Origin of the sequence: Paraburkholderia sediminicola (assembly GCF_046026895.1) — a bacterium.
GTDB lineage: Bacteria > Pseudomonadota > Gammaproteobacteria > Burkholderiales > Burkholderiaceae > Paraburkholderia > Paraburkholderia sediminicola_C.
The window spans coordinates 39,774-61,157 of the sequence record NZ_JAQQEU010000033.1 but is presented as its reverse complement, the minus strand read 5'-3'; the positions used below and the strand labels follow the sequence as shown (position 1 = coordinate 61,157).

The window sequence follows — 21,384 nt, the reverse complement described above, 5'->3', positions numbered from 1 at the left end:
GGCAGCGCGCCGTGGCTGGCGCGTCCAGGCACGCCGGATTTGGCGCATCCGCAAGACGCAGGGGCAGCAAGTCCGTCCGGCAGCGCGGAGGACAGAACTGCGCGGTCAATCAGCCCTGCCCGGCGCTCCCTCGCCAACTCGATCGCCGGACCCTGAGCGTCCGCCCACCGACGCCGCGACCGCCACGTCCACTCCCGCCTCCGCGAACACCTGAGCCAGCGCGGGCACCGGCGCCTCGTCGGTAACGAGCAGATCGACCGCATCCGCTCCGAACGCATGCACCAGCGCGCTATGTCCGAATTTCGCGTGATCGGCCGCGACCACGCGCCGCTCGGCCTGGGCGAACGCGGCCTGCGCAAACGCCACATCGGCGGGCAGCGCATCCATGAAGCGCCCGTGCATGTCGATCGCGGTGACCGAGACGATCGCGTAACGCACGTGGAACTGGCGCAGGAAGGCCAGCACGCTGTCGCCGAACGCGGCGCGGTCGTCGGCTCTCAGCTCGCCGCCCGCGATGAACACCCGGTTGCCGTTGCGCGAGGCCAGCACGCGGGCGACCTCGATCGAATGGGTCACGACGGTGAGCCGCGAGCGCGCCCCGAGCGCCTGCGCGATATGCAGACAGGTCGTGCCGCCCTCGAGGATCAGCGAGTCGCCGTCCCGCACCAGTTCGCCGATGCGCGCGCCGATCGCCCGCTTGCCTTCGAGGCTCACCCCCATGCGCCGCTGGAACGGCGGCTCGTCGAGCCGCTCGGGCAGCATGACGCCGCCGTGGACCTTGATGAGCCGGCCATCCGCGATCAGCGGTTTGAGGTTGCGGCGGATGGTTTCGTCGGACACGGCGAAGCGGCCGGCGAGATCGGTGATCGTGCAGGTGCGCTGCTCGCGGACGAGTCGCAGGATTTCGGCTTGGCGCTGATTGGAAAGCATGCGGGGCGAGTGGTGGCCGTTGGGCGAAGTCTAGCAAAAGTCACGTTCTGACGGGTTCAATTCCCACGCGTTTCCAAAAATAGCCACACTTTCTTCTTCGCATGCAGCGGATGCGTTTTCGTAACCGCACCCGGTAGCCACGTGCGCTAGCCTCTTACATGTCCACGGCATGCCGATCCGAGCGGGCCAGGATTCAAACCGCACCCCGTTGCATTCCGTGCACTTTCGAGGCATTCTGAACCTCATTCCGAAATAATCCCACACATGTCCACATCTATTCCCGCTCACGCCCGTGTCGTCGTCATAGGCGGCGGAATCATCGGCTGCTCGGTGGCTTACCACCTGACGAAACTCGGCTGGACCGACGTCATCCTGCTCGAACAGGGTCAACTGTCATGCGGCACCACCTGGCACGCGGCCGGTCTCGTCGGCCAGTTGCGCGCGCAGGAAAGCATGACGAAGCTGATCCGCTACTCGACCGCGCTGTATGCCGAACTCGAAGCCGACACGGGGCTCGCCACCGGCTGGAAGCAATGCGGCTCGCTGTCGGTGGCGCGCACGGCCGAGCGGATGACGCAACTCAAGCGCACCGCCGCCGTCGCGCGCGCGTATGGCGTGACGTGCGACGTGATCAGCCCGCGCGAGGCTGGCGACCTGTGGCCGGTCATGCGCACCGACGACCTGCTCGGCGCGGTCTGGCTGCCCGGCGACGGCAAGGCGAACCCGACCGATCTGACCCAGGCCCTCGCCCGCGGCGCGCGCATGCGCGGCGCATGCATCGTCGAAAACACCCGCGTCACCGCGATCCACACGCGCGCCGCGCAGCACGGCAACGCGAACGGCGCACGTGAAGTTAGTGGCCTCGCGTGGCGCAACAAGGACGGCGAGGAAGGCCGCATCAACGCGGACATCGTCGTGAATTGCGCGGGCCAGTGGGCCAAGGCGGTGGGCCGGTTGTGCGACGTGACCGTGCCGTTGCATTCGGCCGAGCATTACTACATCGTCACCGGGCGCATCGCCGGCGTGCCTGCGGACCTGCCCGTGATGCGCGACCCGGATGGTTTCATCTACTTCAAGGAGGAAGTCGGGGGCCTCGTGATGGGCGGCTTCGAGCCGGACGCGAAACCGTGGGGCATGAACGGCATCCCTGAAAATTTCGAATTCCAACTGCTGGCCGACGATTGGGATCAGTTCGAAATCCTGATGAAAAACGCGTTGCAGCGTGTGCCCGCGCTCGAAACCGCGCCGGTGCGCCAGTTCTTCAACGGCCCCGAATCGTTCACGCCGGACAATAACTTCATGCTGGGCGAAGCGCCGGGGTTGCGGCGCTTTTTCGTCGGCGCGGGTTTCAATTCGATGGGCATCGCGTCGGCGGGCGGCGCGGGAATGGCGCTCGCCGAATGGATCGTCGCGGGCGAGCCGACCATGGACCTGTGGCCGGTCGACATCCGCCGCTTCGCGCGCTTTAACGGCAACGACACGTGGCTGCACGATCGCGTGAAGGAAACGCTGGGCCTGCACTACGCGATGCCTTGGCCGAACCGCGAACTCGACAGCGCGCGGCCGTTTCGCCGCTCCCCGCTGTATGCGCTGCTGCGCGACAAAGGCGCGTGTTTCGGCAGCAAGATGGGCTGGGAGCGCGCCAACTTTTTCGCGCCGACGCCCGCGCAGGCGCGTATCGATTACGCGTTCGGCCAGCAGAACTGGCTGCCCTGGAGCGGCGCGGAACATCGCGCGTGCCGTGAGCGTGTGGCGCTGTTCGACATGACGTCCTTCTCCAAATTTCTCGTGAAGGGACGCGATGCGCAAGAGGTGCTGCAAAGCATCGTCGCGAACGATGTCGCCGTGCCGCCCGGCACCACCGTGTACACCGGCATGCTCAACGAGCGCGGCACCTACGAATCGGATTTCACGCTCACGCGCCTCGCCGACGATCAATACCTGCTCGTCACCGGCACCGCGCAAACCACGCGCGACTTCGACACCATCGAAAAAGCGATTCCGCACGACCGGCACTGCACCCTCGTCGACGTGACGGGCCAATACGCGGTGCTCGCCGTGATGGGCCCGCGCTCGCGCGAACTGCTGCAAAGCGTGTCGAAAGCGGACTGGAGCAACGAAGCGTTCGGGTTCGGCCAGAGCCGCGAAGTCGACCTCGGCTACGCGACGGTGCGCGCCACGCGCCTTACCTACGTCGGTGAACTCGGCTGGGAGCTGTACGTGCCGGTCGAACTCGCGCTCGGCGTGTACGAGACGCTGCATCAGGCGGGCCACGCATTCGGCCTCGTCGACGCGGGCTATTACGCCATCGATTCCCTGCGCATCGAGAAAGGCTATCGCGCGTGGGGCCGCGAACTCACGCCGGACACGAATCCGTTCGAAGCGGGCCTCTCGTTCGCGTGCAAGCTCGACAAGGACATTGCCTTTCGCGGCCGCGACGCGCTGCTGAAACGGCGCGCCGAGCCGCTCACCCGCCGCATGGTCGTGCTGACCGTCGACGGCGCCGCCGATCGCATGTTGTGGGGCGGCGAAGCGATTCTGCGCGACGGCGAACCGGTGGGCTTCGTCAGTTCGGCGGCGTTCGGGCACACGCTCGGCTGTCCGGTCGCGATGGGCTACGTGAACAATCCGCAAGGCGTGGCGGATGCCGCGTATCTGAACAGCGGCCGCTACGCAATCGATGTCGCCGGTGAACCGCTACCGGCCACCGTGCATCTGAAAGCGCCTTACGACCCGCGTTCCGAGCGGGTGAAGCGCTAGCGGCCGCCGCGCGCCATGCTCGAAAACACGCCGTCGCGACGGATCAGCCCATGAAACAGCGCGGCCGCGAGATGCAGCAGCACGGTCGCGAACAGCGCGAACGCGAGCCACGTATGCAACGCACGCAGCAGCGCGAACAACTCGACATCATGCGGCGCGATCGGCGGCAAATGCAGCGGACCGTATAGCGTGACGGGGTAGCCCGCTGCGGATAGCATCGCCCAGCCGATCAACGGCATCGCCACCATCAGCGCATACAGCACGAGGTGCGAGGCTTTGGCCGCGATGCGCTGCGGCGCCGCCATGTCGGCGGGCAACGGCGGCGCGCCGCGCGTGATGCGCACGGCGGCGCGCAGCACCACCAGCAGTAGCAACGCAATGCCGAGCGGCTTGTGAATCGCGACCAGCGTGTTGTGCGCGCGCGCGACGCTCGCCACCATCCCGACGCCGATGAACAGCATCGCGACGATCAGCGGCGCCATCGTCCAGTGCAGCAGCCGCGCGAGCGGACCGAAGTGGGTGCGTGCCGGGGTCATGAGCGGTCTCCGTTGGCGTGCGTTTGATGAATCGCGGGATGCAAGACTTCTTCACGCGTGCGGCGCTGATAGGACAGCGCATACGCGGCCGAGCGCGCGGCGAGCAACGGATCGTCCGATGGCGCGATGCCTGCGGGCAGGATGGTCGGATCGAAGTTGATATCGCGGCACGTGCCGTTTTCCTGCGAGGTCGCGCGATCGAGCACCAGCGTGCCCGCGTCGATATGCTGGCGCGCGTCGGGCCATTGCAGCGTGGCGTCGTCGGTGGGGTCGCCCGGTTGCGCGACGGTGAGGATCAGATGCCAGCGCAACGGTCCGCTGTCGAGCCGCTGATCGAGGTCGGCCTGCAGAAAATTCATCTCGGCTTTCTGCGCAGCGGTGATCGGCGCATACGGCGTCTCGGGCACCATCGCCCAGCGCACCGCGCGCGTCGTGCCTGCGCCGTCGGTAAAGCGGAATGCGTTGATCCCGTAGTACGCGGCGTTCGCGAGACTCGACGAAGGCGGGTGCGCTTTGACCCAGTTCTGAAACGGCAAGGTCTCGGGGTTGCCCGCATAGAAGGCCTTGAGTTTGGCCGGGTCCGGTTTGCCGGTCGCCGGGTCGGGCTTCGCGGCGAGCAATTGCTGATAGAACTGCGCGGGTGTATGCACCGCGAACACGGGCGTCGAATTCATGCCGGTGCGCCATTGCTCGCCGTTCGCCAACTGGAACTGCAACGCGAGGCTGCGCACGGGCGAACTGGTATCCGGGGCGGACGGGTTGCCGCCGGGCACCGCGAAGCGTCCCGTCACCGGCGTGCGTCCCGGCGCGAACACCGCCGCGCGCGAGAGCGTGGCGCCGTTGCCGTTGCTGTCGAAGTACCCTTCGACGCACAGGCCCTTCGCATGATTGCGCCGATAGCCGGGATGCGGCTGACCGGCCACTGTTTCGAACGTGTTGATGAAACGCGACGCCGTCAGACGCGCGGGCGTGAGCCAGCCCGCCGTGTAGGCGAAGCCGCCGGCCACGGCCAGCACGAGTGCGCCGATCGCGGCGAGCCGGCATGGCACGCAGCGAGGCTCAGAGTTGGGAACGGAAGATTGGGTCACGACGACTCCTGAGTCGAATGGATGCACAGACCGGCTAACACACGATACGACGATCTATTCCACCGCTCCGCTCGACACCGTCGCCACTCGACACACCGGCGCGCGTTCCGTTCGCGCGCCGGCTGCCGACGCTTCAATTGGCGTTGCCTGCCGGCGCGCTGCTGCCGTTCGCGACACGGTTGGCCGCCGCTTGCGCAGCGAGCGCTTCCTTGTGATGTTTGACTTGTTGCGCGAAGACCGGGTTGACATCCGGATACGACGCGTCGGTGATGTAGTCCAGTCCGTTCTGTTGCGCCTCGATCAATTCCTGGTACACCTGAGCACGTGTCTTGCCTTGGGCAAACGCGCCCGACGAAGCGGCGAGAACGACAACGGACAAGGCGGCAATGGCGAGCTTCTTCATGATGAACTCCTGAGAGTGTTGTGCGGGATCGCATCACGGAGAACCACGGCCTGGCGGCTTTTATTCCTGCTTCGAGCGCGTGAAAAAAACATATCTGGAAACCGGGAATAAAAGCGGCCGCGCGACGGTTTGCTCGCCCGGGTTGCTCACCGTCCAGCGGCATTGAAAACGGCAAACGGGAGCCACCGCAATGCGCGGAATAAACCCGCGCGTGCCCGTGTTCACCAACCGATAGCCGCATTCCGAGCCCCCCCGTCACCATGACCTCGACCAACGCCCCACCCGACTCGCCGCTTTCCGAAGCCGACATCCAAGCCTACGCCGACGGCACGCTGTCGCCGGAACGCGCGGCGTTTCTGCGCGCCTATCTCGGCAAGGATCCGACGGAAGCGCGGCGTGTCGCGTTTTACGGCAGGCTGAACGCACAGATCCAGCAGGCGTTTCAAACCGTCGACGAACCCGCGACGAACGGCATCGACCGATGGCGGCGCGCAATCGCGCGCGTCAAGGCCATGAGACGTCTGCGCAAGCTGACGGGTGCGCTCGCGGTGCTCGTTCTGACGCTGGCAGCCGCGACGGGCTGGCTTGCGGCGACCCAGGTGTCGCCCCAAGCGCTCGACAACGCCGCGCTAATGGCGTTGGCGGAAGTCGCCGCGGGGCCGTTTTCCGCTGCAACGCCGACGCGCGCCGATCCGTCGGCACCCGAACTCGAGGCCATCGGCCTGCGACTCGTCGAGCGGCGAGCCGTGCCGCTCGGTCCATTTCAGCGCGCCAACGAATTCATCTATCTGAATCGCGACAACCAGCCGGTCGTGGTGATGTCGACGCTGGCGCTGCTCGCGCCGGCGCAGCCGCAGTGGGCCGCGCGCCGCATCGGCGAGATCCGGCTGTTGACGTGGACCGCGCAGCGTCAGCGCTTCGTGGTCGCCGGCGCCGCCCGCACCCACGGCCTGATGCGCGCCGCCGACGCGCTGACCGCGCGCTGACTTCAGTAACGGGTCAGAACGCTCGCCCAAACTCGCGGAATAAAATCCGCTGACCCGTGTTCGCCACTCGAAAGCATGTCACCGCCCAAGCCGCGGCCGCCCGCCCTATGCTTCAGGAAGAGCCCCATGACCGGGATCAGAATCGGGATGAAAAATGGATGTCCGTGACGAGTTGATGGAGCATGTGCCGCGCTTGCGGCGCTATGCGCGCGCGCTGATCAACAATCGCGATCTCGCCGACGACCTGGTGCAGGACACGCTCGAACGCGCGCTCGGCCGCACCGGCATGTTCCAGCCGGGCACCGACCTGCGCGCATGGCTGTTCACGATCATGCACAACGTCTTCGCGAATCAGGCGCGCAAGGCGTCGGCGCGCGCCGTCCACGTGTCCGTCGACGACGACAGCGTCGCCGAGAGCGAACTGGCGGTGTCCTCCGAGCAGACCCGCTCGCTGGAAATGCGCGACCTCGACTACGCGCTGCAGCGTCTGCCGATGGAGCAGCGCGAAGTCGTGCTGCTGGTCGGCCTCGAGGAAATGAGCTATGCCGACGTCGCGCTCGCGCTGGACATCCCGATCGGCACGGTGATGTCGCGGCTGTCGCGCGGACGTGAGCGGCTCAGGGCATTGATGGCGGGCACCCGGCCCGGAGCGAAATTACAGGTGGTGCGATGAGCGACCAACATATGCCGATCGGCGAAGAAGAACTGCACGCGTACGTGGACGGCACGCTGTCCGACGAACGCCGTCTCGACGTGGAACGCGCGCTCGAACAGAACCCGGAACTGGCCGCGCGCGTCAGCGATTATTTTTCGCTGAACAACATGTTCCACGAGCGCTATGACCGCGTGCTCGGCGAACCACTGCCCAAGCGCCTGCGAGCGCCCGCGCCGCGCCGCTGGCGCATCGCCGCGAACTGGCCGCAGTTCGCCGGCATGGCGGCGGCGCTCGTGCTGGGGGTGGGCATCGGCGTGGGCACGCAGATGGGGCGCGACATCGGTGCGCCCGCAGCGGCGGATCACGCCGACACGCGTCCGGTCAGCGCGGACAGCGCCGAGGTGTTTGCGCGGCGCGCGGCGGTGGCGCACGTGGTCTACATGCCGGCCATCGACCGGCCCGCCGACATGAGCGCCGACCACGAGCAGGATTTCGTGCAGTGGCTCGCCAACCGGCTGGGCACCGACGTGCATCCGCCGGTTCTGTCGAAGAGCGGCTTCGCGCTGTCGGGCGGCCGCCTGTTGCCCAGCGCCGACGGGCCCACCGCGCAGTTCATGTATCGCGGACCGAACGGCGAGCGCGTCACGCTGTGCATCTCGCATCGTCAGGCGAGCGCGAACACCACGGCGTTCAAGCTGTATCAGGACGGGCCGGTGAACGTGTTCTATTGGGTCGACGGCGACTTCGGCTATGCGGTGTCGGGCGGGATAGACCGCAAGGTGCTGTTGCAGCTGGCGCATGACGTGTATGCGCAATTGACGGGCGCCGCGCCCGGTTGACGGCGGCGCGTGTTCCGTGGGGCGCGCTAGCTTTTCTACCCGTTGCCGCGAGTCTGCAACGCAGTGCTCGTCACGTCGCCCGGCCGGGTGAAGCTCAGCTCGCGCGGCGTGACACCGAGCAGGTGCCCCATCCAGTGCGCCATTTGACGTCCTCCGCGCCCTCAGTCGTGACCGACTGCCGCTTGCGCGGAAAGGGCGGGGATTCCTCCTGCGAGGCGGTCACGTCCGACCGCGAGAATGTTGCGGGCAGCATTGCAATCACGATCATGTGTCGTTTCACAATGGATGCACGTCCACTCTCCTATTCCAAGGCCTGCGACACCTTTCGGCCCCGTGCGGCTCGCGCAGCACGAACAGGTCTGGGTAGAAAACGCTTCGTCAACCTCATCGAACCACACGCCTGCGTCATCGCACTTGTACCGATGGTCCGGAACGTCGACCAGCCCGCGTCGAGCACAGACTTGCTGTGCTGTCCTTTCGCGAGGGCCGAAGCATTCACGTTGCCGACAAAGATTGCACCATACTCGCGAGCGAGCCGGGTGCTGAGTTGATGCAGAAAGTCCTTCCTGCGGTTCGCGATCCTGGCGTGGATCGCCTTCACCCGGCTCTTCTTGCGTGCTCGCTGGGCAGTGGCGAGCGCGGGCTCGAGGTCGCGGTAGAAGCGCTGCGCGTCGACATTCGGAAGACGTTCGTCCGAGAAGCCGGCAAAGGTCTTGAGCCCGAGGTCGATGCCCAGATCCCGATTGGCTTCATTGGGCCGGGCAGACTTCACCTTGACCGTCACGTACAGATACCAACGGCCGCGGCTGTCTTCGGAGATGCAAGCGGCGCCGAACTCATAGCCGGCCAGGCCGTAGCTGTCCCAGACGCCAAGATGCAGGCCCTGAAAGTGGGCCTGACCATGGCGCCATACGACCGAGCGGGCTTTGAATGGAATCCATCCCAGCGAGCGTCGCACGCCGGCCGAGCGCCGCCATCGAAGCTTTACCTTGCGGTGCTGTTTGCGGCGCGTCGCGTACTCTTCGGCGATCTGCTGAAACACCGCCGAGCCGACCGCCAGGCCTTCTTTCGAGGCCCCGTTCAGATAACGCTGGATCTCAATGCCAGAGGCAAAGCGCCGCTCGCGGCGAAAGATCTGGAGCGACAGGTCATTGCAGTAGTTCCAGACAAAGTTCACAGCCCGCGCCATCTCGGCAAGCGACGGAGCATGCTTGTCCTTGATTCTTATGCGCAGAACTCGAACTGGATCCTTGCAACGTGCCACGCGTCGACTCACTCCGGTTTGACTGTATGGATATACAGTATCAGATCAATACGAAAAGGCAAGTCAGGCCTCGGTGGCGCGCGTGATCGACGGTGCGCACGCCGTGCAGATGTTGTGTCCGGTGCCGCGTGCGCACGATGATCCCGCGGCGGCGATGCGCCACATGATCGACGCGGGCATCGCGGCATTGCGCGCCGATCCGCCGCCGCGCGTCGTCGCGCTCTCCGACTACGGCGCGCAACATCCTGACGGCACGGGCATCACGACGCTGTTTCACTACCTCGAAACGCAATTGCGCGGCATCGATTCGCAACTGACGTTTCTACGCGCGGCCGAGCACATGCACAACTGGGCTCGTGTATTGCCGGTCGCGCTTGCTCAATCAAGGCGTGCTGACCAGCCTGCATCATCCGTTGACCAAGCTGTTTCCGACGGTCGCCTCACAGGATGTGGGGTTGCTGGCCGCCGAACTGTTGCTCGATACAAAGCCTGCGCCGGTTTCGCCGCGCGTCGTCAGCATCGAGAGTGAGCAGCGCGTCGGCGCGCTCGACGTTGCGCGCACGATCGGTGAACTGGCGGGCCGGCAGCTCGGCGCCCACGAAGTGCCGCGCGACGGATGGACCGCCGTGCTGCGGCGTGCCGGGCTCAGCGAGCAGCACGCGCGTCTGATCACCGAACTGTACGACGCGCATAACGCGGGCCGCATCGACGTCGACGCGGATATCAGCGAGCGGCGCTTCGGCTCGACGATCCTGCCGCACGTGCTTGGCGCATTGCTGCCGTCCGAAGCCGGGACCGGAACCGCTGCGTCAGTTGGCTGACCGGCAACCGTTCATCACCGTCACACTCACTGAGCCCGCGAACTAGCTCTCGTTGCGTCCGGCTGATGGCCAGTCCCTTTATCGGATGCCAGCCACCGGCGTCCCCTGGCGCTTCAGTTCGATCACTGTCAAGGCGGCTCCGCCGGAGTCGAAAACAGAAATAATTTGTGAAGTACGCTACAGTCGAGTAGTGTACTTTACATGAATACTCTAACCACTTGGGCTGTCCTCGTCCTGACGTTCCCAACCGAGAATGCCACCGCGCGCATGCGGGCGTGGCGGGCGCTGAAGGCGAAGGGGTGTGCCGTCCTGCGCGACGGCGTCTACGTGTTGCCGCATACCGTAGAGCGTGAGGATATGTTGCGCGAACTCGCTGGCAGCATTGACGAAGCCGGCGGCACCGCGCATCTGCTACGCGCGCAAAGCCTCGAAGCGTCGCAGGAAGCGGACTTTCGCGCACTGTTCGATCGGAACGACGATTACGCGACCTTTGTCGCGTCACTGGGCGCTGCGCGGAAAACGCTGGGAGGCCAGCCACCGGCAGACGTCACCCGGCTGTTGCGTCGCCTCCGCAAGGACTATGACGCGATCCGGACGATCGACTACTTCCCGGGCGCCGCTTCGACCGACGCCGAAGTCGCCTGGGAAGACTTTGTAGCGCTCGCGGATACGGTCCTGTCGCCGGGTGAGCCGCATGCGGCGGAGCGCGCCATCCGTCCGCTACGGCGCGACGAGTACCAGGCCCGCACGTGGGCAACCCGGCAACGGCTATGGGTCGATCGCGTCGCGAGCGCGTGGCTGATCCGTCGGTTCATCGACCCGACGGCACGGTTCCTTTGGCTGGCTTCGCCGGAGGCCTGCCCGCCGGATGCACTCGGCTTCGACTTCGACGGTGCCCCCTTTACGCACGTGGGCGAGCGCGTGACGTTCGAGGTGCTGGTCGTGAGCTTCGGTCTCGATGACGACGCGGCGCTTCTTCGGCTCGGTGAAATGGTGCACGCGCTGGATGTCGGCGGCGCACCGGTGCCCGAGGCGATCGGCTTCGAAGCGGTAATGGCCGGCGCGCGGCAACGCGCCTTGGACGACGATCAACTGCTCGATGAGATGGGCCGGGTGCTCGATTCGATCTACGCGCACTTTGCAGCGAGCACAAAAAACAGCAACGCGGGAGACCGGTCATGAACAGCACGACGGCGACCGCGCCCGGCTACACGCTCGGCCAGATGGTCCTTTACATGCTGCGGCTCGGCACGTTCGGCTTCGGTGGCCCCGTGGCGCTCGTCGGCTACATGCACCGCGACCTCGTCGAGCGCCGGGCCTGGATCAGCGAACAGGACTACAAGGAGGGCTTGGCGCTGGCTCAAATGATGCCGGGTCCTCTCGCCGCACAGCTCGGCATTTACCTCGGCTACGTCCATTACCGCATCGTCGGCGCAACGCTGGCCGGTATCGCTTTCGTCCTGCCTTCGTTCCTGATGGTCGTGGCGCTCGGCTGGGCCTACGCCCAGTATGGCGGCCTCTCCTGGATGCAGGCAGTCTTCTACGGCGTGGGTGCCGCGGTGGTCGGAATCATCGCGATGAGCGCGTACAAGCTGACCAGGAAGACCATTGGCAAAGACAGACTGCTGTGGGCGATATTCCTGACGCTCGCGGCCGTGACCGTGGTCACCGAATCCGAGATCGCGTGGCTGTTTATCGCGGGGGGCCTGCTCAACTGGTTCTGGCGGGCGCCGCCGAAATGGCTACACAAGGGCGGACTGAACGCTGTAGCCATCGCGCACCTGCCCGCGACCAGCGGCATCCTGAGCGGAATCGACTTGCCGCTGCTCGGCCAGATCGGCGTTTTCTTCGCCAAGGCCGGCGCGTTCGTCTTCGGCTCGGGACTCGCGATCGTGCCGTTCCTCTACGGCGGCGTCGTGACCGAACACCACTGGCTCAACGACAAGCAGTTCGTCGACGCAGTCGCCGTCGCGATGATCACGCCCGGACCGGTCGTGATCACAGTCGGCTTCATCGGCTACCTCGTCGCGGGATTTTCAGGCGCTTGCGTTGCCGCACTTGGGACATTCCTGCCTTGCTACCTGTTCACGGTGCTGCCAGCGCCGTACTTCAAGAAATACGGCAAGCTGCCCGCCGTCAAGGCGTTCGTCGACGGCATTACAGCCGCAGCCGTGGGTGCCATCACGGGCTCAGTGATTGTCATCGCGCGGCGCTCCATCGTCGACTGGCCGACTGTTCTGCTCGCCGTTGTGACTGTCGTGCTGCTCTGGCGCTTCAAGAAGCTGCAGGAGCCGGTGATCGTCGTTGCGGCGGCCCTGTTTGGTCTCGTTGTCTATCCGCTCGTCCAATCGCACGCCATCTAACGGCACGCGCGCGCATTCTACAAGGAACGTAACCATGGCAACACGTCGTACCTTCCTGCACAACACCGCTGCGGTTGGCGCGGGAATCATGCTGGCCCAGGCGCAAACCGTACGTGCCGCAGAAGAGCCGGGGTACATCGACAAGCTCACCGACGCGGACGGCAAGTATGCCGCTGGACCGCTGCCATTCGCCTACGACGCGCTTGAACCCGTCATCGATGCGCGCACCGTCGAACTGCACTACAACTTTCACCACAAGCCCGCTGTGGTTGCCGCGAACAAGGCTGAAGACGGCCTGGCGAAAGCGCGGGACTCAAACGACTTCGCGCTGGTGAAGTACTACGAGAAAGAACTCGCATTCCAGCTATCGAGCCACATCCTGCACACCATTTACTGGACCAGCATCTCGGGCAAAGGCGGTGAGCCGAAGGGCGAGCTGGCCAAAGCAATCGACAGGAATTTCGGTTCGTACGCGAAGTTCAAGGCCCAGCTGGTTGCGGCAACGATTGCAGTGGAAGCGTCCGGCTGGGGTGTCGTCGGCTACCATCCCGCGACGGGCAAAGTCATGATCCTGCAGTGCGAGAACCATCAGAAGCTGACCGCGTGGGGCATCCAGCCCATCCTCATCCTCGACGTTTTCGAGCACGCGTATTACCTGAAATATCAGAATCGACGCAACGAATACGTCAACCAGCTTTTCAGCCTGATCAACTGGGACAACGCGGCGCTGAGAATGCAGGCAGCGTCGCCGGCGCGGAGGCTGACATGAAACGGGTGACGTGCGAGCGTCCCAGGATCGATCGCATCGCCTGCCCGTGGCTGATCGCCCGTTTCATCGACAAGGAGCCCGAGTTCCTTTATGTCCATCGTGATGAGGTGACGCGGCTCGTACAGGAAACAGGGGCCATTCCGTTCGATGTCCCGGACGTTGAGCTCGGTCACAAGGGCAAGCTCTGCAGCTTCGATGCATTCCTGCAGAAATATCAACTGGACGATCCCGCGCTTCTCAGGCTTGCCCGCATCGTTCGTGGCGCCGACACTGGCCGGCTCGATCTTGCGCCTGAGGCGACGGGTCTTTACGCAATTTCGATTGGTCTGTCGCACAACTTCGGTAACGATCACGAGCAGTTACGACACGGCATGATCGTCTATGACGCACTGTATGCCTGGTGCAAAAGCAGCCATGAACACACGTGAGGAAGGTCGCACCGCTTCATTGGCGGACCGCATGTCGCGTTGGGTATTGCCGGCCGGCGTCGATAGCGCAGCACGGTTGCTGCTGGTAAGCCGCGGACTGCGCGGTTTCTGTGACGGATTCATCGCGGTTCTGCTGCCGGCCTATCTGCTCGCGCTTGGATTAGGCCAGCTCGACGTCGGGCTGATCAGCACCACGACGCTTATCGGCTCCGCCGTGGCAACGATCGCGGTCGGTGCGCTTGCCAATCGTTTCGCGGCACGCCGGATGTTCGTTTTTGCCGCCGCATTGATGATCGCCACCGGACTCGGGTTTGGCGGGTTATCGTCGCTCCTGCCGATCCTGATGGTGGCCTTCGTGGGGACGCTCAATCCGAGTTCAGGCGACGTCAGCCTCTTTCTTCCCCTCGAACAATCACGCCTTGCCGAAATGGCGGTCGGCGAAGCGCGAACGACATTGTTTGCCCGCTACAGCCTGATCGGCGCGATGTCGGCAGCGCTCGGTTCGCTCGCCGCAGGCCTGCCCGCGTGGCTGGTAACGCATACAGGCATGCCCGAACTCCTGGCCATGCGCACAATGTTCCTGCTGTACGCGGCGACGGGCATCGCCATCTGGTTCCTGTACCGTCGGCTGCCGCATTCCGGTACACCGACTCAACGCCGCACCGCACCGCTTGACCAGTCGCGCGGTATCGTGACGCGTCTCGCGCTGCTGTTCAGCGTGGACGCGTTTGCCGGTGGCCTGCTCGTCAACTCACTGCTGTCGCTGTGGCTCATGCAACGCTTCGGCCTGTCAGTCGGCGCGGCGGGCCGGTTCTTTTTCTGGGCAGGGCTGCTTTCCGCTCTCTCCCAGCTTGCGGCACCCCCTCTGGCCGGGAAGATCGGCCTGCTCAACACGATGGTCTTCACTCACATTCCGTCGAGCTTTTGCCTCATCGCCGCGGCCTTTACAGCTTCACTGCCAGTGACCCTGACGTTGCTGCTCATCCGAAGCGCATTGTCTCAGATGGACGTCCCTACGCGTACCGCCTACGTGATGGCAGTGGTCACGCCGTCCGAGCGGACCGCCGCTGCGAGCTTTACATCCATTCCGCGAAGCCTTGCTGCGGCGCTCGCGCCATCCCTGGCAGGCGGTCTGTTCGGGATAGGATGGCTCGGCGCGCCGCTCGTTGCCTGCGGCGTCCTCAAGATCGCCTACGACCTTTCGCTGCTCTTCGTCTTCCGGCACGTCAAACCGGATCGCTGAGCTCAGCCATCGAAAAAGATTAACCACACAGATGCGAGGAACCGGCCAGAACGCGCGGCCTCGTGTCGAAAACAACCACACGTGCGCGTACTACCCACTCACTGTCGACGGAGAATTTTCATGTCATCGCCAGGACCTCCATCAGCACATGACGGGCGAAACACCACGCATCCTGTTCCTGCACTACTGGGGCAAGGGCAAGGCCGTCGACCTGGCAAAGGGCGTCAAGGCTGCCCTGGATGCGCAGGGCGCGAGCGCGCGATAACACTTGCGCCGCTTATCGTGCGCGGCGCCGCCGATGCACCCGATGCGCACAGCGGCGGCGGTAGCGTCAAGGGAGGGTCTCATGAAAAGCTTGCAACACCGGCACTTGCTGCGCCCAGCAGTTCTGTGGTACATCGTCCTCCTCATTCTGTCTGCCGTTGCAGGCGTCCTGGTCCAGATGGTTCCATCCGCCGCCGGGGAGGAGCAAGCGCATAAACTGCCACTGAGCCACGTCGCTGATATCCCTTTGCCGGGCCGCACCACACGGCTTGACTACGAGAGTTACGATCCCGCCCGCCATCTGCTGTTCATCGCCCATCTCGGCGACGGGGAAGTGATCGTTTTCGATGCGGGCGCCTCGCGCGTGATCGCACGCATTGCCGGTGTCGCATCCGTTCATGGCGTGCTCGCCATTCCCGAGATGTCACGCGTGTATGCATCAGCAACGCGAACAGACGAAATCGTCGCCATCGACGAAGCGACGCTCAAGATAGTCGCGCGCATGCCAGGCGGCCATTATCCGGACGGGATGGCCTACGCGCCCGAGGTGCACAAACTCTACGTATCGGACGAGACCGGTAACACCGAAACAGTCATTGATGTCCGGGACAACCGGCGTGTGACAACCATTCCGCTCGGCGGCGAGGTGGGCAATACCCAATACGATCCGCAATCGCGCCACATCTTCGTGAACGCTCAGACAAGCAACGAACTCGTTGAAATCGACCCGACATCGGACAGGATCGTCGCCCGTCTCAAGCTTGCGGGGGCGGATCACAACCATGGGCTGCTGATCGATTCCCGGGACCGGCTCGCCTTTATCGCCTGTCAGGGCAATGACAGGCTGCTCGTGTTTGACATGGGAACCCGGCGGGTCGTCCAGTCGTTCGGCATCGGCGGCGACCCGGACGTGCTCGCGTTCGATCCGGCGCCGGGCACGCTCTATGTGGCGGGCGAAGCTGGCGTTGTTTCGATGTTCAGTGTCCGGGGCTCGAATGTCGCCAAGATCGGCGAAGGCCACCTTGGACCAAACGCCCATGTGGTCGCCGTCGACCCCACCACGCACCGCTCATATTTCCCGCTGAAGGACGTCGGTGGACGACCAGGGCTTCGAATCATGTCAGCGCAATGACACACCGCTTTTGGCCAGCGCCATCGTCACCTGACCGCGGGCATTACGTTTGCTCTCTTCGACGATACGCTGACCCTTACTGAAGCGCGCAAGCTTGGCGTGCGCTCCGTGCGCGATCTGTATGGCGGCGTCGTGCCGTTTCCCTTCGATGACAACGTTCCGTCCGTTCGGTCGTGAAGTTGTTGCGATTCGTGACGCTGGACAGCATGCGCCTCGGCCGGCCGGTCATATCAACTACGGTCATATCGACTAACGAACGTCTGCCAGCCGCGAAACTCGCGTGCGGGTCGCAACCGCTCTTGCGCCCCAAGCGATCGAAGCCCTCATCGCTCCGCCCTTGCGCTTGTTCGCAGGATCAACAGCGCTTACTGGCCGGCGGCCGGCGACACCACGCTCGGGGTTGCCAAGGTGTTGTTGCTCTTGGGCGCACTGGTGCCCGACGTGGATCTGCTGTTCGTGCTATTCGGAAGCCCCGAGTTGGGCGCCCTGGCGGCCATGCCACTGTCCGAGCTGGCGCCGCCTGGCGTGCCGTAACCGCTCGTTGCGCCGTTCACCTGGTTTGCCGAGCTAGCCGTGCTGCCCGACGAACCGCTGCCGCTCGGACCTCCCGCCGTCTGTGCATATGCGCCGGCCGACAGCGTGAGTGCAGCGACGGCCGCGATTAATGTGCTGCTTACCTGGCTCATGATCGGTTCCTCCTTGCAATATGACGCAGACGACCGCCGCCTGCTTGATCACGGGTACAGCAACCACCGTGCCGCCTGCTCTTATCCGCACCGAAACCCGAACGGTCTAATGCAACGAAGCGGGAAGCGGGCGGCATCGGCGCCGCCGAATTACCGACGATCTGCACACTGCCCTCGCCGACATACTGCGCAATCCTGAAGTTCGTTGTCGCCCAGCTCGGGAAGCGAGAGCTGGACCGGAGAACGAGTTTCGCTGCACACGGTCGCCAACGCCGCCGTTATCCGCCCTGTTCGCGCTGCTCGGTTTCCAGCCACACTGCGTCGCGCGGCGAGGTTGTCGGCCAGGATCGCATTGACCGTATCGTCGCTGACCCGGCCCATCCCATGCGACCGATCGCGGCGATGCGCAAATTTCGCTAATCGACCCACGCCGGGCGCAGGGCCAGGCTTCACCTCATACACAGCTTCCAGGGTACATCGGTCATGCGTGCCTCGTCACGCGCCACTAGCGTCGTGCGCCGCGCACTTTTCCTTTTGGGGAGGCTCGCTCGCGGCGCGCCCATCGCCCGTCGGCTTGTTCGCGGATCATGTCGATCAGGGCGCGCAGTCCGGCCGGCACATGGCGGCGGCCTGGATAGTACAGACAGAGGCCGTCGAGCGGCGGCGTCCAGTCTTCCAGCACGCGAACCAGCGTACCCGCCTCCAGGTCCGCGGCGACGGTCCACTCGGTCAGATACGTGAGACCGAGACCGGCGCGCGCCGCTGCCAGCATCAGGCCCGGCTCGTCCAGCGTCAGCGCACCCTTTCCGTCGACACGCACCGCTTCGCCGTGTCGTTCGAACTCCCACTGATAGATCGCGCCGCTTGGCATTCGCGTGCGGATGCAGTCGTGCGCGTTCAGATCCGCGGGCGTGCGCGGCGGCTTGCGCCGCGCGAAGTACGTCGGACTGCCGACGACGGCAAAGCGCTGCCTGTCACCGAATGGCACCGCGATCATGTCCTGCGGCACAGTATCGGCGAGACGGATGCCGGCATCGAATCCTTCGACGACGATATCGATCAGCCGTCCTTCGGTGACGATGTCGAGCTTCATTTCCGGATAGCGCTGCAGGAACGCGATAAACAGCGGCATCGCCTGCTTCGCCGCTCCCGCCGACGTATTGATCCGCAACGTGCCCGACACCGTGTCGCGAAAGGTACCGACCTGTTCGATCGCGACCCGGATCGTCGACAGCGCGGGCGCGATTGTGTCGACGAACTGCACGCCGGCCTCCGACAACAATACGCTGCGCGTCGTGCGATTGAAAAGCCGCACGCCAATGCGTGCTTCGAGCGCCGCCACCGCGTGACTGAGAGCGGACGTCGAGACACCCAGCTCGGTCGCCGCCGCGCGAAAGCTGCGACGACGCGCGACGGCCAGCACCGCTTCCAGTTCACCCAGCCCTGAAGTTTTCATTGTCCCAAATCACTCAACATGACATGCCAGATTGTACGGCTAGTCAACGCAATTGCGCCGGTCTATCGTGAGTCATTCACACAATGCAAACCGGAGCAACAATGCGGATCATCGACAAGGTTTATATCGACGGCACGTTCGTCACGCCGCACGGCGACGAACTGTTCGATCTCTTCAATCCCGCGACCGAACAGGTGATCGGCCGCGTGCGCCTCGCCGATGCGCAGGACGCGCGCGACGCGATTGCCGCAGCGAAGCGCGCGTTTCCCGCGTTTTCGCGCACGGACAAGCGCGAGCGCATCGACATGCTGAAGCGGATGCATGAAGCCGTTGTCGCGAGAGAAGACGAGCTTTTCGAAGCGATCATCGAAGAGTACGGCGCGCCGGTGTCGCGTGGCCGGTGGATGGCTCAGCATGCGAGCAGTGTGCTGCTCGAAGCGGCGAAGGTGCTACAGGACTACGCGTTCACGCGCCGGGCGGGCACCGCCGAAGTCGTGATGCAGCCGCTCGGCGTCGCGGGCCTCATCACGCCGTGGAATAGCGACGCCGGTTTCATCTGCGGGAAGCTGGCCGCCGCGTTGGCCGCGGGCTGCACGGCCGTCATCAAGCCGAGCGAAATGAGTGCGATCCAGACCCGCATCGTCACCGAAGCGTTGCACGAAGCGGGCTTGCCGGCGGGCGTATTCAACATCGTTACGGGACGCGGTGAGACGGTCGGCGCCCAGATCAGCGCTCATCCCGATGTCGCGAAATTGTCGTTCACGGGCTCGACGGCAGTCGGCAAGACGATACTGCGTGCCGGCGCCGATACGTTGAAACGCGTAACGCTCGAACTCGGTGGCAAGTCACCGGTGGTCGTGCTCGACGATGCGAACTTCGATTACGTGGTGCCGCTTGCGATTCAGGCCGGTTTCATGAACAGCGGCCAGGCATGCATTGCGGGCACGCGCATTCTCGTGCCCAGGCAACGGCTCGCGGAGTTCGAGGCGCACGTGGGGGAAGAAGTCGCGCGAACCCAGGCGGGCGATCCACGCGATCCCCAAACGAGCGTCGGCCCGATGGTCAGCAAGAAGCAATGGGAGCGCGTTCAGCGCTATATCCACATCGGCATCGACGAAGGAGCGCGTTTGATCGCGGGGGGCGAAGGCCGGCCGGATGGCGTCGACGCAGGATGGTTCGTGCGCCCCACCGTCTTCAGCGACGTGACGAACGACATGACGATTGCGCGCGAAGAGATTTTCGGCCCGGTGCTGTCGATCATCACGTACCGCGATACTGACGATGCAATCGCCATCGCCAACGATACGAACTACGGCTTGCAGGCGTACGTGTTCTCGGCGGATGGGAAGCGTGCGCGCGAGATCGCGTCGCGAATCGAAGCGGGACGCGTACTCGTCAATACGCTCGCACACGAACCGGCCGCGCCGTTCGGCGGCTTCAAGCAATCGGGTATTGGCCGCGAGTATGGCTCGTTTGGGCTGGAGGCGTTTCTCGAGCCGAAGGCCGTGATTGCGACATTGTGATTGCGTAGCACACGCGTTCGCTGGCGCGCCCCGCAGGGCTGATCAAGCGAGAACGCCAGCCTTGGGACTGCATGCTCCAGAAAATCGGAGCGCTTCGTGCAGTTCTACGGCCGACGTAGCGACATTCGTGGTCAGAGCACGAAGGTCCGTTGTCCGAAGTTGACGTTGGAATGGCTCTGGGCAAGCAACTGGAGGCACGAGGACAGATGCGCCTGGTGGACTGACCGCACGAACCCATGTCGACACGCCAGCCGTAGGATCTGGAGCAGACAAGCAGGTGATATGCGAGTGTGCAAACGGCGGCTTTGGTCGATGACTTGACGAGCATGACCGTGGCCGTTGTCCGGCGCAGCGGACGTTCGAATGTTCGCCTGAGGGCGTGGTCGAACGACCGTACCTGGCCCGTTCGGGGTCCGCGCACCTATTGAACGCCAGAGCCTCGACGCGTCGTCGAATGGAGTCAGCAGCAAAAGATCGCTTCGCGGTCCTCAATTACCTGATTGACCAGCTTTGGTGACGCCTGGACGCATCGGGCTATGCAGGCTCCGTTTAATCGGGGCAACGGCGCGCGAGGCTTCATGGGGAATCGCTGTTCAAACTTTCCCACCGCGTGCTGCGTTCCTCCGCTGCGCGCGACTCAGGCACTTCCATGTCGGTGGACCCAGTTCAAACGGTGAAGTGAAAGCACGCGCTGTACTACTCTCGGCGCCACAGCGCGGCAACTGCGAATCCTGCTGCGAATCCGGCATAGACATAGAAGATCGAACGTTTCGACAAATGGGCTTCGAAGCCGGGCGTGAGTCTTTTGGGTACGCCATGATAGTCCACCACATAGGCCACCGTTGCGACGGTAGCGGCGGTCCCCGCAACGGCCACGGGATCAGAACTGGCTTGCTGATTGCGGTATCGCCGGATCAGCAGCGATTCGAAGAGTGCGCCCCAGAAAATCGCGGCTGCATAGTGAATAGCGAGTCCCGAGAGAGTGAATCGGACGCTCGGCCCGGTCTCGGCGAATGCGCGCCGCGGCCATATCCAATGCGTGACCGCGTTGAACGGAGCGTACGGCGTGCTGCCATCGCCCGTTGCGCGAACTGCCGCCACCAGAGCCGACGTGCTGGCGGCCGCGCTGCCCGGGATCACGGCGCGGCGCAAAATCCTGGAAAGGCCCTTCATCACCACGCCGTCTTTGTCTGATTCGGTCGCCACTGTAGCCGCTCCATTTACTGCGAGCCCACGCC

Annotated in this window: 20 protein-coding genes and 3 pseudogenes; 14 read left to right on the top strand and 9 right to left on the bottom strand. The window is 64.4% G+C overall.

Translation table 11 applies throughout. The annotated features are described in order from the left end of the window. Positions 1-105 precede the first annotated feature (105 nt). The gene (locus PQR02_RS22575; protein WP_408236053.1) at positions 106-930 is read right to left on the bottom strand and encodes a DeoR/GlpR family DNA-binding transcription regulator; all 825 of its coding nucleotides are present in this window, start codon (positions 928-930) and stop codon (positions 106-108) included. A gap of 264 nt (positions 931-1,194) precedes the next feature. Between PQR02_RS22575 and PQR02_RS22570 the strand changes: the two genes are divergently transcribed. Further along, a complete protein-coding gene (locus PQR02_RS22570; protein ID WP_408236049.1) occupies positions 1,195-3,690 on the top strand; it encodes a GcvT family protein in 2,496 nt (831 codons plus the stop codon). Here PQR02_RS22570 and PQR02_RS22565 read toward each other — a convergent pair. From PQR02_RS22565 to PQR02_RS22555, 3 genes are all read right to left on the bottom strand, one after another. Continuing rightward, positions 3,687-4,226 carry a cytochrome b gene (locus tag PQR02_RS22565; RefSeq protein ID WP_408236046.1) on the bottom strand — a complete coding sequence of 180 codons (540 nt, stop codon included), beginning with the start codon at positions 4,224-4,226 and terminating at the stop codon, positions 3,687-3,689. The genes PQR02_RS22570 and PQR02_RS22565 overlap by 4 nt on opposite strands. After that, on the bottom strand, positions 4,223-5,314 hold the full coding sequence (locus tag PQR02_RS22560; RefSeq protein ID WP_408236043.1) for a catalase family peroxidase: 1,092 nt from the start codon (positions 5,312-5,314) through the stop codon (positions 4,223-4,225). The genes PQR02_RS22565 and PQR02_RS22560 overlap by 4 nt, the downstream gene beginning before the upstream one ends. A gap of 133 nt (positions 5,315-5,447) precedes the next feature. Further along, positions 5,448-5,717 carry a DUF4148 domain-containing protein gene (locus PQR02_RS22555; protein WP_408236040.1) on the bottom strand — a complete coding sequence of 90 codons (270 nt, stop codon included), beginning with the start codon at positions 5,715-5,717 and terminating at the stop codon, positions 5,448-5,450. 260 nt (positions 5,718-5,977) lie between these two features. Here PQR02_RS22555 and PQR02_RS22550 point away from each other — a divergent pair, with 260 nt between their 5' ends. From PQR02_RS22550 to PQR02_RS22540, 3 genes are all read left to right on the top strand, one after another. Next, a complete protein-coding gene (locus PQR02_RS22550; RefSeq protein ID WP_408236037.1) occupies positions 5,978-6,703 on the top strand; it encodes an anti-sigma factor family protein in 726 nt (241 codons plus the stop codon). A gap of 154 nt (positions 6,704-6,857) precedes the next feature. Further along, entirely contained in the window at positions 6,858-7,376 is a 519-nt protein-coding gene (locus tag PQR02_RS22545; protein ID WP_408236035.1) for a sigma-70 family RNA polymerase sigma factor, read from the top strand. Next, on the top strand, positions 7,373-8,197 hold the full coding sequence (locus tag PQR02_RS22540; protein WP_408236032.1) for an anti-sigma factor family protein: 825 nt from the start codon (positions 7,373-7,375) through the stop codon (positions 8,195-8,197). Before PQR02_RS22545 ends, PQR02_RS22540 begins: the two co-directional genes overlap by 4 nt. Positions 8,198-8,358: 161 nt before the next feature. Here the strand turns inward: PQR02_RS22540 and PQR02_RS22535 are convergent, their stop codons facing one another. Further along, a complete protein-coding gene (locus PQR02_RS22535) occupies positions 8,359-8,595 on the bottom strand; it encodes a zinc ribbon domain-containing protein (protein WP_408236029.1) in 237 nt (78 codons plus the stop codon). Continuing rightward, positions 8,499-9,374 carry an RNA-guided endonuclease InsQ/TnpB family protein gene (locus PQR02_RS22530; protein ID WP_408236026.1) on the bottom strand — a complete coding sequence of 292 codons (876 nt, stop codon included), beginning with the start codon at positions 9,372-9,374 and terminating at the stop codon, positions 8,499-8,501. Before PQR02_RS22530 ends, PQR02_RS22535 begins: the two co-directional genes overlap by 97 nt. Positions 9,375-9,528: 154 nt before the next feature. Between PQR02_RS22530 and PQR02_RS22525 the strand changes: the two are divergent. The 9 genes and pseudogenes from PQR02_RS22525 to PQR02_RS22485 form a co-directional block, all read left to right on the top strand. Beyond that, a pseudogene (locus PQR02_RS22525) lies at positions 9,529-10,282 on the top strand (Rossmann-fold NAD(P)-binding domain-containing protein); the annotation flags it as partial. A 201-nt stretch (positions 10,283-10,483) separates the two neighbouring features. Beyond that, positions 10,484-11,464, top strand: a complete 981-nt coding sequence (locus tag PQR02_RS22520; protein ID WP_408236023.1) for a chromate resistance protein ChrB domain-containing protein — start codon at positions 10,484-10,486, stop codon at positions 11,462-11,464. After that, positions 11,461-12,645, top strand: a complete 1,185-nt coding sequence (locus tag PQR02_RS22515; RefSeq protein WP_408236020.1) for a chromate transporter — start codon at positions 11,461-11,463, stop codon at positions 12,643-12,645. Before PQR02_RS22520 ends, PQR02_RS22515 begins: the two co-directional genes overlap by 4 nt. A 34-nt stretch (positions 12,646-12,679) precedes the next feature. Then, the gene (locus tag PQR02_RS22510) at positions 12,680-13,414 is read left to right on the top strand and encodes a superoxide dismutase (protein ID WP_408236017.1); all 735 of its coding nucleotides are present in this window, start codon (positions 12,680-12,682) and stop codon (positions 13,412-13,414) included. Next, entirely contained in the window at positions 13,411-13,842 is a 432-nt protein-coding gene (locus tag PQR02_RS22505; protein WP_408236014.1) for a chromate resistance protein ChrB domain-containing protein, read from the top strand. The genes PQR02_RS22510 and PQR02_RS22505 overlap by 4 nt, the downstream gene beginning before the upstream one ends. Then, positions 13,829-15,085, top strand: coding sequence for an MFS transporter (locus tag PQR02_RS22500; RefSeq protein WP_408236011.1), 1,257 nt, complete (start codon positions 13,829-13,831; stop codon positions 15,083-15,085). Before PQR02_RS22505 ends, PQR02_RS22500 begins: the two co-directional genes overlap by 14 nt. 136 nt (positions 15,086-15,221) lie before the next feature. Continuing rightward, positions 15,222-15,350: pseudogene (locus tag PQR02_RS22495) on the top strand (DUF1259 domain-containing protein); the annotation flags it as partial. 81 nt (positions 15,351-15,431) lie between these two features. Then, entirely contained in the window at positions 15,432-16,481 is a 1,050-nt protein-coding gene (locus PQR02_RS22490; protein WP_408236008.1) for a hypothetical protein, read from the top strand. Between the two features lie 30 nt (positions 16,482-16,511). Continuing rightward, positions 16,512-16,628 (top strand): annotated as a pseudogene (locus PQR02_RS22485) (DUF3182 family protein); the annotation flags it as partial. 218 nt (positions 16,629-16,846) lie between these two features. Here PQR02_RS22485 and PQR02_RS22480 read toward each other — a convergent pair. Both PQR02_RS22480 and PQR02_RS22475 read right to left on the bottom strand, forming a co-directional pair. After that, positions 16,847-17,167 carry a hypothetical protein gene (locus PQR02_RS22480; protein WP_408236005.1) on the bottom strand — a complete coding sequence of 107 codons (321 nt, stop codon included), beginning with the start codon at positions 17,165-17,167 and terminating at the stop codon, positions 16,847-16,849. A 505-nt stretch (positions 17,168-17,672) separates the two neighbouring features. Then, positions 17,673-18,623, bottom strand: a complete 951-nt coding sequence (locus PQR02_RS22475; protein ID WP_408236002.1) for a LysR family transcriptional regulator — start codon at positions 18,621-18,623, stop codon at positions 17,673-17,675. A gap of 101 nt (positions 18,624-18,724) precedes the next feature. On the opposite strand from PQR02_RS22475, the gene PQR02_RS22470 reads away from it, so the two are divergent. Then, positions 18,725-20,146: an aldehyde dehydrogenase family protein gene (locus tag PQR02_RS22470; RefSeq protein WP_408235999.1), complete on the top strand. Its 1,422-nt coding sequence runs from the start codon at positions 18,725-18,727 to the stop codon at positions 20,144-20,146. A 696-nt stretch (positions 20,147-20,842) separates the two neighbouring features. Here the strand turns inward: PQR02_RS22470 and PQR02_RS22465 are convergent. Next, a complete protein-coding gene (locus PQR02_RS22465; protein WP_408235996.1) occupies positions 20,843-21,352 on the bottom strand; it encodes a hypothetical protein in 510 nt (169 codons plus the stop codon). Between the last annotated feature and the right edge of the window lie 32 nt (positions 21,353-21,384).

What these genes read in the sequence shown, in the direction of transcription:
- PQR02_RS22575 (WP_408236053.1), bottom strand. Translation starts at nt 930, where the DNA reads ATGCTTTCCAATCAGCGCCAAGCCGAAATCCTGCGACTCGTCCGCGAG.
- PQR02_RS22570 (WP_408236049.1), top strand. Translation starts at nt 1,195, where the DNA reads ATGTCCACATCTATTCCCGCTCACGCCCGTGTCGTCGTCATAGGCGGC.
- PQR02_RS22565 (WP_408236046.1), bottom strand. Translation starts at nt 4,226, where the DNA reads ATGACCCCGGCACGCACCCACTTCGGTCCGCTCGCGCGGCTGCTGCAC.
- PQR02_RS22555 (WP_408236040.1), bottom strand. Translation starts at nt 5,717, where the DNA reads ATGAAGAAGCTCGCCATTGCCGCCTTGTCCGTTGTCGTTCTCGCCGCT.
- PQR02_RS22550 (WP_408236037.1), top strand. Translation starts at nt 5,978, where the DNA reads ATGACCTCGACCAACGCCCCACCCGACTCGCCGCTTTCCGAAGCCGAC.
- PQR02_RS22545 (WP_408236035.1), top strand. Translation starts at nt 6,858, where the DNA reads ATGGATGTCCGTGACGAGTTGATGGAGCATGTGCCGCGCTTGCGGCGC.
- PQR02_RS22540 (WP_408236032.1), top strand. Translation starts at nt 7,373, where the DNA reads ATGAGCGACCAACATATGCCGATCGGCGAAGAAGAACTGCACGCGTAC.
- PQR02_RS22520 (WP_408236023.1), top strand. Translation starts at nt 10,484, where the DNA reads ATGAATACTCTAACCACTTGGGCTGTCCTCGTCCTGACGTTCCCAACC.
- PQR02_RS22515 (WP_408236020.1), top strand. Translation starts at nt 11,461, where the DNA reads ATGAACAGCACGACGGCGACCGCGCCCGGCTACACGCTCGGCCAGATG.
- PQR02_RS22510 (WP_408236017.1), top strand. Translation starts at nt 12,680, where the DNA reads ATGGCAACACGTCGTACCTTCCTGCACAACACCGCTGCGGTTGGCGCG.
- PQR02_RS22505 (WP_408236014.1), top strand. Translation starts at nt 13,411, where the DNA reads ATGAAACGGGTGACGTGCGAGCGTCCCAGGATCGATCGCATCGCCTGC.
- PQR02_RS22500 (WP_408236011.1), top strand. Translation starts at nt 13,829, where the DNA reads ATGAACACACGTGAGGAAGGTCGCACCGCTTCATTGGCGGACCGCATG.
- PQR02_RS22490 (WP_408236008.1), top strand. Translation starts at nt 15,432, where the DNA reads ATGAAAAGCTTGCAACACCGGCACTTGCTGCGCCCAGCAGTTCTGTGG.
- PQR02_RS22480 (WP_408236005.1), bottom strand. Translation starts at nt 17,167, where the DNA reads ATGAGCCAGGTAAGCAGCACATTAATCGCGGCCGTCGCTGCACTCACG.
- PQR02_RS22475 (WP_408236002.1), bottom strand. Translation starts at nt 18,623, where the DNA reads ATGAAAACTTCAGGGCTGGGTGAACTGGAAGCGGTGCTGGCCGTCGCG.
- PQR02_RS22470 (WP_408235999.1), top strand. Translation starts at nt 18,725, where the DNA reads ATGCGGATCATCGACAAGGTTTATATCGACGGCACGTTCGTCACGCCG.